The 13,767-nt window shown below is 34.5% G+C and carries 13 protein-coding genes and 1 other annotated feature; of the genes, 7 read left to right on the top strand and 6 right to left on the bottom strand.

The window, feature by feature from the left end; genetic code table 11:
* Positions 1 to 2: 2 nt before the first annotated feature.
* From hisD to A9G43_RS05235, 3 genes are all read right to left on the bottom strand, one after another.
* Positions 3 to 1,304, bottom strand: a complete 1,302-nt coding sequence (gene hisD / locus A9G43_RS05250) for a histidinol dehydrogenase (protein ID WP_065607221.1) — start codon at positions 1,302 to 1,304, stop codon at positions 3 to 5.
* Between the two features lie 4 nt (positions 1,305 to 1,308).
* The gene (gene hisG, locus A9G43_RS05245; protein ID WP_034913062.1) at positions 1,309 to 2,208 is read right to left on the bottom strand and encodes an ATP phosphoribosyltransferase; all 900 of its coding nucleotides are present in this window, start codon (positions 2,206 to 2,208) and stop codon (positions 1,309 to 1,311) included.
* A gap of 38 nt (positions 2,209 to 2,246) precedes the next feature.
* Positions 2,247 to 2,367, bottom strand: a sequence feature (His leader region).
* Between the two features lie 200 nt (positions 2,368 to 2,567).
* On the bottom strand, positions 2,568 to 2,960 hold the full coding sequence (locus tag A9G43_RS05235) for an AsnC family transcriptional regulator (RefSeq protein ID WP_065590964.1): 393 nt from the start codon (positions 2,958 to 2,960) through the stop codon (positions 2,568 to 2,570).
* Between the two features lie 118 nt (positions 2,961 to 3,078).
* Here A9G43_RS05235 and A9G43_RS05230 point away from each other — a divergent pair, with 118 nt between their 5' ends.
* Positions 3,079 to 3,642, top strand: a complete 564-nt coding sequence (locus A9G43_RS05230; protein ID WP_034913065.1) for a cysteine hydrolase family protein — start codon at positions 3,079 to 3,081, stop codon at positions 3,640 to 3,642.
* A 211-nt stretch (positions 3,643 to 3,853) separates the two neighbouring features.
* Here A9G43_RS05230 and A9G43_RS05225 read toward each other — a convergent pair whose 3' ends face one another.
* Positions 3,854 to 4,255 carry a DoxX family protein gene (locus A9G43_RS05225; protein WP_065607217.1) on the bottom strand — a complete coding sequence of 134 codons (402 nt, stop codon included), beginning with the start codon at positions 4,253 to 4,255 and terminating at the stop codon, positions 3,854 to 3,856.
* A 143-nt stretch (positions 4,256 to 4,398) separates the two neighbouring features.
* On the opposite strand from A9G43_RS05225, the gene A9G43_RS05220 reads away from it, so the two are divergent.
* The gene (locus A9G43_RS05220) at positions 4,399 to 5,310 is read left to right on the top strand and encodes a LysR family transcriptional regulator (RefSeq protein WP_065607215.1); all 912 of its coding nucleotides are present in this window, start codon (positions 4,399 to 4,401) and stop codon (positions 5,308 to 5,310) included.
* A 423-nt stretch (positions 5,311 to 5,733) separates the two neighbouring features.
* Here A9G43_RS05220 and A9G43_RS05215 read toward each other — a convergent pair whose 3' ends face one another.
* Together A9G43_RS05215 and crcB are read right to left on the bottom strand one after the other, a co-directional pair.
* Positions 5,734 to 6,132: a cell division inhibitor SulA gene (locus A9G43_RS05215; RefSeq protein WP_065607213.1), complete on the bottom strand. Its 399-nt coding sequence runs from the start codon at positions 6,130 to 6,132 to the stop codon at positions 5,734 to 5,736.
* 105 nt (positions 6,133 to 6,237) lie between these two features.
* Positions 6,238 to 6,615 (bottom strand): fluoride efflux transporter CrcB, encoded by a 378-nt coding sequence (gene crcB / locus A9G43_RS05210; RefSeq protein WP_065607212.1) that lies wholly within the window; start codon positions 6,613 to 6,615, stop codon positions 6,238 to 6,240.
* A 164-nt stretch (positions 6,616 to 6,779) separates the two neighbouring features.
* Between crcB and A9G43_RS05205 the strand changes: the two genes are divergently transcribed.
* The 5 genes from A9G43_RS05205 to plsY all read left to right on the top strand — a co-directional run bounded on the left by A9G43_RS05205 (position 6,780) and on the right by plsY (position 13,557).
* Positions 6,780 to 7,397: a riboflavin synthase gene (locus A9G43_RS05205; protein WP_065607210.1), complete on the top strand. Its 618-nt coding sequence runs from the start codon at positions 6,780 to 6,782 to the stop codon at positions 7,395 to 7,397.
* 871 nt (positions 7,398 to 8,268) lie between these two features.
* Positions 8,269 to 8,739, top strand: a complete 471-nt coding sequence (locus tag A9G43_RS05200; RefSeq protein WP_065607208.1) for a YhcH/YjgK/YiaL family protein — start codon at positions 8,269 to 8,271, stop codon at positions 8,737 to 8,739.
* Between the two features lie 25 nt (positions 8,740 to 8,764).
* A complete protein-coding gene (locus tag A9G43_RS05195; protein WP_065607207.1) occupies positions 8,765 to 9,700 on the top strand; it encodes a sugar kinase in 936 nt (311 codons plus the stop codon).
* Positions 9,701 to 9,932: 232 nt separating this feature from the next.
* Positions 9,933 to 12,773, top strand: a complete 2,841-nt coding sequence (gene uvrA / locus A9G43_RS05190) for an excinuclease ABC subunit UvrA (RefSeq protein WP_141674030.1) — start codon at positions 9,933 to 9,935, stop codon at positions 12,771 to 12,773.
* A 181-nt stretch (positions 12,774 to 12,954) separates the two neighbouring features.
* The gene (gene plsY / locus A9G43_RS05185) at positions 12,955 to 13,557 is read left to right on the top strand and encodes a glycerol-3-phosphate 1-O-acyltransferase PlsY (protein ID WP_081298033.1); all 603 of its coding nucleotides are present in this window, start codon (positions 12,955 to 12,957) and stop codon (positions 13,555 to 13,557) included.
* The last annotated feature ends 210 nt before the right edge of the window (positions 13,558 to 13,767 follow it).

The following is a 13,767-nucleotide window of genomic DNA, read 5'->3' as shown; positions in this document are numbered from 1 at the left end:
ACCTACTTTTGATTTGTTGAATTTAATACTGATAGACGAAGACTAACTGCTTGTTTATGAGCGGTTAGTTGTTCAGCCTCTGCCATAAGCTCAACGGCATTACCTATTGCTTTTAATCCTTCTGGTGTTAATTTTTGCACTGTCATACGTTTTTGAAAATCAGCAAGCCCAAGGCTAGAATATGTGGCTGTATAACCATAAGTTGGTAATACATGATTGGTTCCTGATGCATAATCACCTGCTGACTCCGGTGACCAATCACCCAAGAAGATCGAGCCAGCACTAGTAATTTGCTCAACTAATTCATCGGCATTACGGGTTTGAATAATTAAATGCTCAGGACCATAACAATTACTAATTGCCACACACTCATCCAAATCTTTCGTGACAATCAAACGGCTTTCTTGCAGTGCCTTTTCAGCAATACCTTGGCGAGAAAGCTCGGCTAACTGTTTATCCACTTCTTGCGAAACAGCCTGAGCAATAGCTTCATCAGGTGTTAATAACACCACTTGCGAATCAGGACCATGCTCCGCTTGTGATAAAAGATCGGCGGCAATAAAAGCAGGATTTGCCGAACTATCCGCAATCACGAGCACTTCAGACGGACCTGCTGGCATATCAATTGCAGCGCCATCAAGTCGCTGGCTAACTTGTCGTTTAGCCTCGGTAACATAGGCATTGCCTGGACCAAAGATCTTATCAACTTTAGGAACCGACTCGGTACCTAGTGCCATTGCACCAATGGCTTGTGCACCGCCTAATTGATAAACCTCGCTAACACCACATAATTGTGCCGCATATAAAATTTCGTCAGCAATGGGCGGTGGTGAACATAAAATAACTTGACGACAACCGGCAATTTTAGCAGGTGTTGCAAGCATTAACACAGTAGATAATAAAGGGGCAGAACCACCCGGAATATAAAGCCCAACTGAATCAATAGGGCGCGTTACTAACTGACATTTTACGCCCGGCATTGTTTCGACCATAATGGATTGATAGGCTTGTGCTTGGTGGAATTTTTCAATGTTGGTAACCGCTAATTGCATGGCTTGTTTTAATTCAGGATTAACACGATTTGCGGCGGTTTTTATTTCTTCTTGTGTAAGCTTTATTTGCTCAATTTGGACTTTATCAAATTTGCGACTTAAAACCTTTAAAGCCTCATCGCCGTGCTGTTTTACTTGTGCCAAAATATCGGCTACAGCCTTGCTAATTGAATCCGAAGCATTAATTGCTGGGCGAGTAAGTAGTTTCCTGCGTTGATCGTCAGCACATTGTTGCCAATAAGAGAGTTTCATATTATTACTCCATCATTTTTTCAATTGGTAATACAAGAATTGAACTTGCGCCTAATGTTTTTAATTTTTCCATGGTTTCCCAAAAAAGAGATTCACTACTCACCATATGTAGCGCAACACGATTTTGCTCGCCTGTTAACGGTAAAATGGTTGGATTTTCGGCACCCGGCAATAGCGCAACAATATCATCTAACACCTCAGTAGGGGCGTGGAGCATAATATATTTGGATTCACGAGCTTGAATAACGCCTTGAATGCGTGTCATGATTTTATCGATTAACGCCTGTTTTATTGGTGACATTTCGCCTTGACGTTGAATTAAGCAGGCTTTTGATTTATAGATAACTTCGATCTCTTTTAGTCCATTGGCCTCAAGCGTTGCACCACTCGAAACCAAATCACAAATTACATCGGCAAGCCCAGCTCGAGGGGCAACTTCGACCGAACCATTCAGCAAACAGGTTTTAAAGTTAACATTATATTGAGCAAGATAACGGCGGAGCAGGTGAGGGTAAGTGGTGGCAATGCGCAAATCATTTAAACATTCTGGTCCTGTATACTCAAAATCACGAGGTGCTGCGATCGACAACCGACAGCCACCAAAATCTAAACTGCGCAATTTTTTAAATTGTGGATCTTCGCCTTCGGCCTGCCTATCTAATACTTCCTCTTCTAAAACATTTTCGCCGACAATCCCAATATCGACAACGCCATCAATAACCAGTCCGGGGATATCGTCGTCACGAACACGCAAGATATCAATGGGCATATTTTCAGCAAAAGCGATCAAACGCTGTTCTTGAAGATTAATTTTAATACCACATTGGGCAAGTAACTTTTTTGATTCGTCACTTAATCGACCTGACTTTTGCATAGCAATGCGTAAACGCGAATTATCCAACATATCTTTCTCCAAAGTTATCTAAAAATTTATAAACTACAAACAAAAAACCCTCGGAAGTTTGATCTTCCGAGGGTTTCTGCTTGCTTTTGCGACATCACCGGAAGACCAAAGTCTTCCAGCATCAATTGCCCGAAGACTATTCAGGAATGATGGTGATGATGATGTGTACTAATAGCATTAGTAATAAAAACGCAAAAACAATTCATAAAAATAAAAAACCTTTAACTGAGTTGATAATTAAAGCTACTGAACAAAATATAACAGAATTTACATGCTCGCAACTTTTTTTTGTTTTTTATGTAAAAAATCTTTATACAAAAAAGAGTCAACAAGTTTAGGTGTAAATTTTTAAAATAGCGTTATTTAATCACTTTTGACTGATGACTAACTTTATAACGGCAATAAAGCTCAAGTTTGTCTAAAAAATGTGGTAAGTTTTGGTCTGTAAATTCACTTTTTATAAAATAACACCCATCGCCTGTGATTTTATAAAATTCGATGATTTCTTTAAACGACATGACCATGTTTTCGAACGAGGTGAATTGATTTGAATTCATATAAATCGTTATAAACTGAAGCTGATTTGTTTTTTCTTTAATAGTAAATTTTTCAATAATATGATTATCATACAATTCTTGAACTCGCTGTCCAACAGCCTGTCCTGACAAATATACTTTTTCGCCAATTTCTTTCCATGATTGACGACTATTTTTTTTAAGTTCATCTAAAATAGCGCGATCTTTTTTATCCATACTTGTTTATCTTTTTCATTTTGAAAGTAGGTAAGTAATAATACTTTCAATTCATTATGTAACAGATAGCGTAATTATCGCATAATTATCAACTCAAACATAATTTAAGGACAAAACAATGAAACAAGGGTTAATAATTATCGACGTACAAAATGACTATTTCCCAACGGGTAAATTTACTTTAAACAATACAGAATTAACTTTACAAAATACCTTAAAACTACAAAAACACTTTAGAGCACAACAATTACCGATCTTTTATATTCAGCATATAAAGTCTGATCCTCATGCGGATTTTTTTGCTAACGGAAGTTTAGGCGCTGAAATTCATCCAAGTTTGTTACCGCTTGGTAACTTGCATGAGTATCTTGTCAAAAAAACATTCCCTAATAGTTTTTATCAAACTGAGCTACAAAAAAAATTACAACAAGAACAGATCCAGCAGATGGTTATTTGTGGAATGATGAGCCATATGTGTGTTGACTCAACAACACGTCACGCATCCGAACTAGGTTATCAACCGATATTAATCCACGATGCTTGTACAACTTGTGATCTCGAATTTGATGGTAAAACGATTCCATCCCAAGTGGTACATAACAACTTTATGTCTGCCTTAACCAATTTTGCATCGGTTGTAAGTTGTGAAATGTTTGTTCAAACCAAACTGGCTATTTTATAAATTATAGCATTGTAATTAAATGATTATGGATAATGGATGCCAAAAAAGCGATAACATAATTATAAACAATCTAAATTGGCTCGATCACAAACCGAGCCTTTTACTCTTCTAACCCACTCAACCCTAAGTAAAGATCAGTCAGAAAAAGTATTTATTTTATTGAGGTTTTTATTCAACTGTTTTGTCAAAAAAACAACTAATATCTCCCCCTCTAATACGCCAAATATTTAGCTAATACACTAAAGCGACCACTTCCTAGCAATGCTAAACTGAGTGCTGTTAGCGCCATAAAGGCAGGATATTCCCAACCGCCACCTGCGTTACTAAATGACCAACCATTCACTGAGTGAATAAATGTAATAACAATCATTTGAATCACTGCCAATAAACTAACAATGCGGGTTAAAATACCTAAAAGCAATAACAAACCGCCGCCAATTTCAAACATAATGGCTAAATAACCAATGAACCAAGGAAAGCCAAGTGATTGAAAATATTGCGCAGTACCTGAGGGAGTAAAGACGATAAGTTTAGTAAAACCGTGCGCCAAGAACATGATACCCAAGGCAATTCGTAACATGAGTGAAGCTAGAGCTGTTTGATATTGTTTCATTTTATTTTTCCTGTAAGTTAATTATTGTGATTGGTTAGCACTATTTGTTTATGATAATGATTATTATTTTGTAGATAAATAAGCTATTATGTGACTTATTGTCAAAATAAGTGGGACAATTGTTTGGTGTTGGTGAAAGGCAGATGGATAGATCTAATAAATTACTAGAAATGATGGTTTTTGTAGCGGTAGTGGATTGTAATAGTTTTGTTGATGCGTCAGTTAAGTTAAATATGTCTAAGCAGGCAGTGTCACGTTATATTCAAGCATTAGAAAATCGCTTGCAAGTTCGGTTGTTACAACGTACAACTCGCAAAATGGTCATTACCCATGAGGGGCAAATTTTTTATTTGCAAGCTAAAGCCATTATTAATGCTACTACAGAAGCAGAAAATAGCCTCACTTTAGATCATGCAAGTCCACAAGGTATTCTTCGGGTTAATGTGCCTGTTAGTTTTGGTATTTTACATTTGGCGCCTTTATGGCAAAAATTTATCAATAAATACCCTAAAATTGAGCTAGATATTACGTTGTCAGATCGTGTGGTTGATCTGCTTGAGGAGGGCTACGATCTTGCTGTTCGAATTGGTCGGCTAGAAAGTTCGTCGCTGATTAGTCGTAAGTTGGCAACTACGCAAATCATAGCCGCCGCGTCGCCTGATTATATTGCTAAATATGGCATGCCGAATGATCCTGATGATTTGTTGAATCATAAAATTGTGATGTATAGTCAGTGGGCTAAAAAAGAGCAATGGCATTTTTATAAAGACAATGCCCATTACTCGGTGAATTTAAAAGCGAATATCTATTGTAATAATGGCGATACTTGCCGCCAAATTATGTTACAAGGAGGTGGTATTTCGTTGCAACCTGATTTTATTATTGGTAAAGATATTAAAATAGGCCGTTTAGTTCGTGTTTTGTTGAATTATAAAGTCGAGGATTTGAATATTTATGCCGTTTATCCAAGCCGTAAATTATTACCGCTCCGAACTCGATGTTTAATCGATTTTTTAGTTAGCGAACTAAAAAATTATCAATGGTCAGTTAGTTAAAACATAACAGTTATTATTTGAAATGTTTTATATAATCATATAGTTTATTGAAATTTACCCAATTAAATTTTATATCAATTTTAATAAAATAAATAAAGAATTAGGAAATGTGTCTGTTTTCATGCCTGTTTGGCAAAATTGATTTTTTTGGTAATGTTCTACAGTATTTGCACAGGCAATACGATGGCATTATAGATCAATTATTCATGCCGGCGATTGGAAAGGTTGATCGAAAAAAACAGCGTTAATTACTATTATTAATAACTATCAAAAAAAGCTGAACATTGTTAAATGCTCAGCCATGTTTTTTATACATCAAATAATTAACCTAATTTTTTATAGCGAAATATTATTTTATTCAACATGTTAGATTTGCTTTCTAAAATTAAAAAATATGCTTTTATTTAAATAATATGTTTGTTTTTAATGATATTGGATAGATTGTTCACTTTGCTCATCGTGTACTAAAAGTAGACAAGTATCACTTAATGATACAGCATGTTGTAAACGTACTTTATCTTGCTCATTAAGATTATTGATGCAAGCAACCACATAGCTACAGGTTTTGCATTGTAAAGCTTTTTCAATAGTTGATATTAAGTTTTCGTTATTTAAATTTGTCAGATGAATCACCTTGTTTTTATCTAAACCAGCGGTATTAACCCATGAACGTTTTAACATCGGTCGGTCAGAAAGCCATAATTGCCATTTTTTAGCTTTATTAAGCGATTTTAATAAAGGTCGTTGTTGTTGTAATACTTGTTGAAAAGGAGACTCAAAATTAATAGCCATAAGTTGTTGTGTTGAATATTCAATAAGCATAATAACCCTGCACTGTGTTTACATACAGTGTATATTAATACAGTGTTTTGGGGTTGTAAACTCTATTTATGATTATTTTTTATGTAATTTATTAATTGAGTTATTTTAAGATCGCAAATATTGATACGATAAAATACCCGAATATGTCATTAAAACTGAGCCAATCACATGAATCAATATAGTTGCTAAACCCCAAGATATTCGACCTTCTTGCAAAAAGTTAACGACCTCGGCAGAAAAGGTTGAAAAGGTTGATAAACCACCACAAAAACCTGTGATTACCAATAACCTCCATTCAGCAGAAAGGTTAGAGTGATTAAAAAAGGCAATAGCAAAGCCAATAATATAGCCAGCAACTAAATTAGATAGCAATGTACCTAGTGGAATAGTAAAAGCAATAACATTGAGTTTAAGTGATAAGAACCAACGCATTAATCCTCTCGCTACTGAACCGACTGAAATGGCTAAAATCAGTTTCAACATAATGATATATCCTTGACTATACTTTGAAATATGAATTTGTTATCGCTATAGATAATAAGTGATCGAGAAGTATATAAAAGATCATACCAGTAGAAAATAGAAATAGGAATTCCTAATCAGATTGAGATAGAATATTCAATATTAAGAAAATTTGAGGTATCTCTATGTTTACAGGCATTGTTCAAGGTGTTGGTCAAATTATTGATATTGTTGATCAAAATAAATTAAGAACATATAAAGTTAAATTACCACATCAATTAACCAATAAAATTGAAATAGGAGCGTCGATCGCCAATGATGGATGTTGTTTAACAGTAACGGGGTTTGATAAAGATATCGTATCGTTTGATATTATGGAAGAAACTCTTGCATTAACGACATTGGGCGATAAAAAAATCGATGATTTTGTAAATATTGAGCGTAGTGCTAAATATGGAGACGAAATTGGTGGTCATGTGATGTCTGGGCATATATCTTGCACTGCAACTATTATTGATATTCAAAAAACTGCCACAAATTGTGAAATGACGTTACAATTGCCGAAAGAATTTATGAAATATGTATTATATAAAGGCTTTATAGGTATTGATGGCGCGAGCCTAACAATTGGACAGGTAAAAGAAGATCGTTTTGCTATTCATTTAATCCCTGAAACGTTAGCTATTACCACGTTAGACGCTAAAAAAGTTGGAGATAAAGTTAATATCGAAATTGATTCCCAAACTCAAGCCATTGTTGATACAGTTGAACGGGTATTATATCAGAAAAATTGCGTTGATTAAACGAATAAAGGTATATTATAAATTTTTGCAAGATTTACACTAAAAATTAGAATATGTTGCTTAAGTAAATAAAAGAGGGGGAATATTAGATATAGAAAAACGCCTCCCTGTTTTGTGCAAGAGAAGGGGATTATTTTGTTATTCTAATGATGTCCTTGGAGTTGGGCGATTTTTTGATATGTGAGTTGTGTACTGGGCTATGGAGTATTTATAGCGTTTTTTATTTTGGCATAATTCATTATTTCCTAGTATGTTTTTGTATGAGTGTTTGTAACCTTTATTCTAATTTTATTTTCGTTCATTATATTTTTATCATTGTTTTATCAAACTCAAACGCACTCTATAATTGCGTTTTAATTTGATAACGTCACGATGGCAGTAGCCAGCATTTAGTGTGATGAAACAATAAATGGCGATAATGAACGAAATTCAATCAGTGTAATTTTATATAGGAATTATGTGTTAACAATGATATGTTTACATAAAAAATTTGCATTTCTTACATTTTAATTGTAATTTTGTTTTCCTCTAATAGTTTGAAATAATTTTAAAAGCTTTGAGCCTTTAAACCTCATCTAGTGCGTTTTTTAATTACGGTATAGACTCCTGAATTATTTTTACATAATTAAGTAACAAAAACCAAAATATAAAACATTGATAATTTAGTTCAATCCACCATCAACCAGATATTTTCCTTAAAAAGTACAAGATAGAAAATTTTAAAGAACTTATTAACAAATAATCTACAAAAATAAGTGACTTATGTATATACTCTTTATCAATTTAATTAACTTTATCATAGTATAAGTTAGTTACAACTAATTTGGTTATTTGTATTAATTTTCATCAATATTTTTAAGGATTATTTGGTATGATTTTAGGTAATATTAATCATTTAGGGTTAATTCCTTATTTACCCGAAAAAATTAAGCAATCAATTGAATATATTAAAGATAATGTCAATAATAACACGCCTGTGGGGCGTTACGATATTGATGGTGATAATATGTTTTTTATGGTATCTGATAGTACATCGCGACATATTCATGACGTTAATCCGGAATATCATGAAAAATATATTGACGTTCAGATTGTTTTAGTTGGGAAAGAGGGTATGGCAGTAAGTACGTTACCGCCGTATACCAAAGTGTTAGATAATAAATTAGTAGAAAATGATATTGCCTTTATTGAAACACCAAAAGAAGAAACCTTGTTGATATTACACCCAAATGATTTTATCGTGTTTTTACCTAATGAAGTGCATAAACCGCTTTGTGCAGTTGATAATAAGATCGAAACAGTTCGCAAAGTTGTGGTAAAAATCGCGTTAGATTATTTATAAAAAGATTAAGGATGATAGGTATATTATGACTACAAAAATAGCTGTTATTGGCGAATGTATGATTGAATTGTCGATGAATCAGGATTCGACTACGCGTGGTTTTGGTGGTGATACGCTTAATACATCGGTTTATTTGTCTCGTTTACTAAAAGATAATGATTTTTCAATACATTATGTAACCGGGCTTGGTGCCGATCCTTTCAGTCAAGAAATGTTAGATTGTTGGCAAACAGAAAACATTCAAATAGATTTAGTACAAAGAATGTCTGATAAAATGCCGGGGCTTTATTCTATTGTTACTGATGAACATGGTGAACGGTCCTTTTATTATTGGCGTAATGATGCTGCTGCTAAATTTTGGTTGAAAACAACTGAAACAGATAGAATAATTCAGCAAATTGAACATTATGATTATGTATATTTGAGCGGTATTAGTATTGCTATTTTAGATGCTGAAAGTATCCTTAAGTTATTAGATCTTTTAAAACGTGTTAAAGCTAATGGTGGTAAAGTTATTTTTGATAATAATTTTCGTCCACGTTTATGGAGTAGTCTTGATTTGGCTCGTAGTGTTTATGCTGATATTCTTAGCTTTACAGATATTGCATTTTTAACATTAGATGACGAAGATTTATTATGGGGTAAGCTACCTTATGAGCAAGTTATTGAGCGTACAAAACAATTTGGTGTAACTGAAATTGTTATTAAACGTGGCAATGATAGCTGTATTATTGATTCTGCTGATGGTCGTTTTGAAGTTCCTGCTAATAAAATCGCTAAAGATAAAGTGATTGATACTACGGCCGCTGGTGATTCATTCAGTGCTGGTTATCTTGGGGCGCGTTTAAGTGGAAGGAACCCTTCTCAGTCAGCATTACAGGGGCACTTGGTGGCTGGCACGGTTATACAATATCGTGGCGCAATTATTCCTGTTGATGCGACCCCAAAATTGATATACTAAATTAAATAAACGAATACGGTCATTAATGACCGTTTTTTTTGCTGTAAAAATAAATATTTTTAGTTTATTTTTTGTCAAAAAGTTTCCGGTAATACTGTGTTTTAGTATAAAATTAGCCAAGTAGTATATTCAGCTATATAGTTGTATATTTAATCAAATGTTACTGGTATAATATACAGTTAATTTTCTATCCATTTTGTTTAAAAACACAAAAAAGAAGAGATCTATGTCAATCAAAGATATCGATATTCGTGGTGCGAGAACGCACAATCTAAAAAACATTAATGTAACCATTCCAAGAGATAAATTAGTTGTTATTACAGGTCTTTCTGGATCAGGTAAATCTTCGTTAGCATTTGATACTTTATATGCCGAAGGGCAACGACGCTATGTTGAATCGTTGTCGGCGTATGCTCGTCAGTTTTTATCATTGATGGAAAAACCTGATGTAGATCATATTGAAGGATTATCACCTGCAATTTCGATTGAGCAAAAATCAACTTCGCATAACCCTCGTTCGACAGTAGGGACTATCACTGAAATTTATGATTACTTACGTTTGCTTTTTGCTCGAATTGGAGAACCTCGTTGTCCAAATCATCATTTACCGTTAGCTGCACAAACGATATCGCAGATGGTCGATAGCATCATGGCGTTACCGTCTGATAATCGTTATATGCTACTTGCCCCTGTGGTTACTGAGCGTAAAGGGGAGTTTGTTAAACTGTTCGAGCAACTTGCTGCTAGTGGTTATATTCGGGTACGAGTGGATGGTGATGTATATGATCTTTCTGATCCGCCAATTCTTGAATTGCAAAAAAAACATACCATTGAAGTTGTTGTTGATCGTTTTCGTATTCGTGACGACTTAAAACTTCGTTTAGCAGAGTCGATTGAAACGGTTCTTTTGATCACTAATGGTATTGTTAAAGTCGCCAATTTGGATGATCCACAAGCTGAAGAATATTTGTTTTCGGCTAATTTTGCTTGTCCTATTTGTGGTTACAGTATTTCTGAATTAGAACCGAGATTATTCTCGTTCAATAATCCTGCTGGTGCGTGCCCTGAGTGTGATGGTTTGGGTGTGCAACAATATTTTGATCAAAAACGTATTGTTCAGATGCCAGAAGTTTCATTAGCTGCTGGTGCGATTAAAGGTTGGGATCGTCGTAATTTTTACTATTTCCAGATGCTAAAATCATTAGCAGATCATTATAAGTTTGACATTGATAAACCGTATGAAAAATTACCTGAAAAGATAAAAGACATTTTATTAAATGGTTCAGGTAATACCGAAATTCAGTTTGTTTATTCAAACGATCGTGGTGATGTGGTTAAGCGTAAACATCCATTTGAAGGGATTATTAATAATTTAGCTCGTCGGTATAAAGAAACTGAATCACAAACTATCCGTGAAGAGCTAGCAAAATATATTAGCCATCGACCTTGTCCTTGTTGTGGTGGTTCTAGGTTATGTACGGCAGCAAGAAATGTGTTTATTAATGATACAAATTTACCAACAATTAGTGATTTAAGTACGCAACAAGCCAAGGATTTTTTTGATAAATTGACATTGACTGGGCAACGAGCTCAAATTGCAGAAAAAATCTTGAAAGAGATCAACGATCGTTTACAATTTTTGATTAACGTTGGACTTAACTATTTAACGCTTTCAAGATCCGCTGAAACATTATCAGGTGGTGAAGCACAACGTATTCGATTAGCAAGCCAAATTGGTGCAGGTCTTGTTGGCGTGATGTATGTGCTGGATGAACCTTCTATTGGATTGCATCAGCGAGATAATACTCGTCTGATTGACACTTTAACGCATTTACGTGACTTAGGTAATACTGTTATAGTCGTTGAACATGATGAAGAAGCTATTATGGCTGCTGATTATGTGATTGATATTGGTCCTGGGGCAGGGGTTCATGGTGGTGAAGTTGTTGCTCAGGGAACACCCAAACAAATAATGGCATGTAAAACATCTTTAACAGGAAAATATTTATCCGGTAAAGAAAAAATTGAAATACCAACTATTCGCACCAAAGTCGATAAGAAAAAAATGTTATCTCTTATTGGTGCAACCGGCAATAATCTTAAAGATGTGACATTAAATATTCCAGTTGGCTTATTTACATGTATCACTGGTGTATCGGGCTCGGGAAAATCAACCTTAATTAATGATACCTTATATCTCCTTGCCCAAAACGAACTCAATGGTGCAGAAAAAACAGAAATAGCACCCTATAAATCAATCAAAGGACTTAACCATTTTGATAAAGTAATTGCGATTGACCAAAGCCCAATTGGACGTACGCCACGTTCTAATCCAGCAACTTATACTGGATTTTTTACTTCTATCCGTGAACTTTATGCTGGTGTACCAGAATCTCGAGCTCGAGGCTATAATCCAGGGCGCTTTAGTTTTAATGTTAAGGGTGGACGCTGTGAAGCTTGTCAAGGTGATGGCTTAATCAAAGTTGAAATGCACTTTTTGCCTGATATTTATGTTCCTTGTGATCAGTGTCATGGCGCTCGCTATAACCGTGAGACCTTAGAGATCAAATATAAAGGAAAGTCTATTAACAAAATTTTAAATATGACAGTTGAAGAAGGTCGCGAGTTTTTCGATGCCGTGCCAATGATAGCACGCAAACTGCAAACATTGATTGATGTTGGGCTTTCTTATATTACCATTGGACAGTCAGCAACAACATTATCGGGTGGTGAAGCGCAACGAGTAAAACTCGCAAAAGAATTATCTAAGCGAGATACTGGTCGTACTTTGTATATCTTAGATGAACCAACAACTGGGCTACATTTTGCCGATGTGAAACAATTATTAACGCAATTACATTCATTACGAGATAAAGGCAATACTATCGTTGTTATCGAGCATAATTTGGATGTAGTTAAAACAGCAGACTGGATTGTGGACTTAGGACCAGAAGGTGGTAATGGTGGCGGAGAAATTATTGCCGAAGGGACGCCAGAAGAGGTTGCGAAATCTAAACATTCCTTCACTGGTAAATATTTAAAACCGTTGTTGGAAAAACAAAAAGTAGTCTAGAATTATTATTAATTAGCATATAAAGAACGGGCGAGGAGCAACGCCCAGTCTTTTTATATACTTTAATTTATATTATAGTTAGATAAGTACTGAAAATAGACAGAAACTGAATTTATAACGAGTTTGGTAAGATTCTTAAGTGCAATTATCAGCATGGTTTGGTTGATGAAAGGGGGGTATTTTGACATTGCTAATTGTATTGATGATCATAGTCGCCTATATTTTTGGCTCGCTTTCTGGTGCAATGATCATTAGTCGCATCATGCATTTACCTAATCCTTCAGAACATGGATCTCACAATCCTGGAGCAACCAATATTTTACGACTCAATGGCAAATTACCAGCCATTTTTGTTTTAATCTTTGATATGTTAAAAGGTACAATTCCTGTTTATATTTCATATCGGCTTGGTATTACACCCTTCTTTTTAGGTATTATTGGTATTTTTGCTTGTTTAGGACATATTTTCCCCTGTTTTTTTCATTTTCGTGGAGGAAAAGGAGTTGCAACTGCGTTAGGTATGATGGCTCCAATTGGGTTTGATTTTACAGCTTGCTTTATTTTAACTTGGTTATTTACTTTACTAATTACAGGATATTCTTCGGTAGCTGCAATTATTGGTTTTCTTATGGCGCCATTTTATGTTTGGTTATTCAAACCTGAGCTTACTTTACCAGTTGCAATGCTTTCGTGTTTGATTATTGTTCGCCATAATAATAACATTATGCGCCTTTTTAAAGGTGAAGAACCAAAAAGTTATCATCGTAGCAAGAACAAAAGATAGTCTAAAAAATTATACATAATAATGTTATATATTTGAATATGTGCTTTTATAACATAGATTGTACGTTATGTAACATCCTACCTACTTATTTTCTGCAATCTTTTTGACTTTATCGTTGGTTAATTAAACAATAGAATAATTCTTGTTTGATAGATTTTTTAAAAAAGGTATTATTATCTTAAAACTCAAATATGTGGAAACCAAATAATT

Origin of the sequence: Gilliamella sp. Occ3-1, from assembly GCF_001690655.1 — a bacterium.
GTDB classification, from domain to species: Bacteria; Pseudomonadota; Gammaproteobacteria; order Enterobacterales; family Orbaceae; genus Gilliamella; species Gilliamella apicola_P.
The sequence above is the reverse complement of the archived record's forward strand: the minus strand, read 5'-3'. Positions and strand labels throughout refer to the sequence as shown.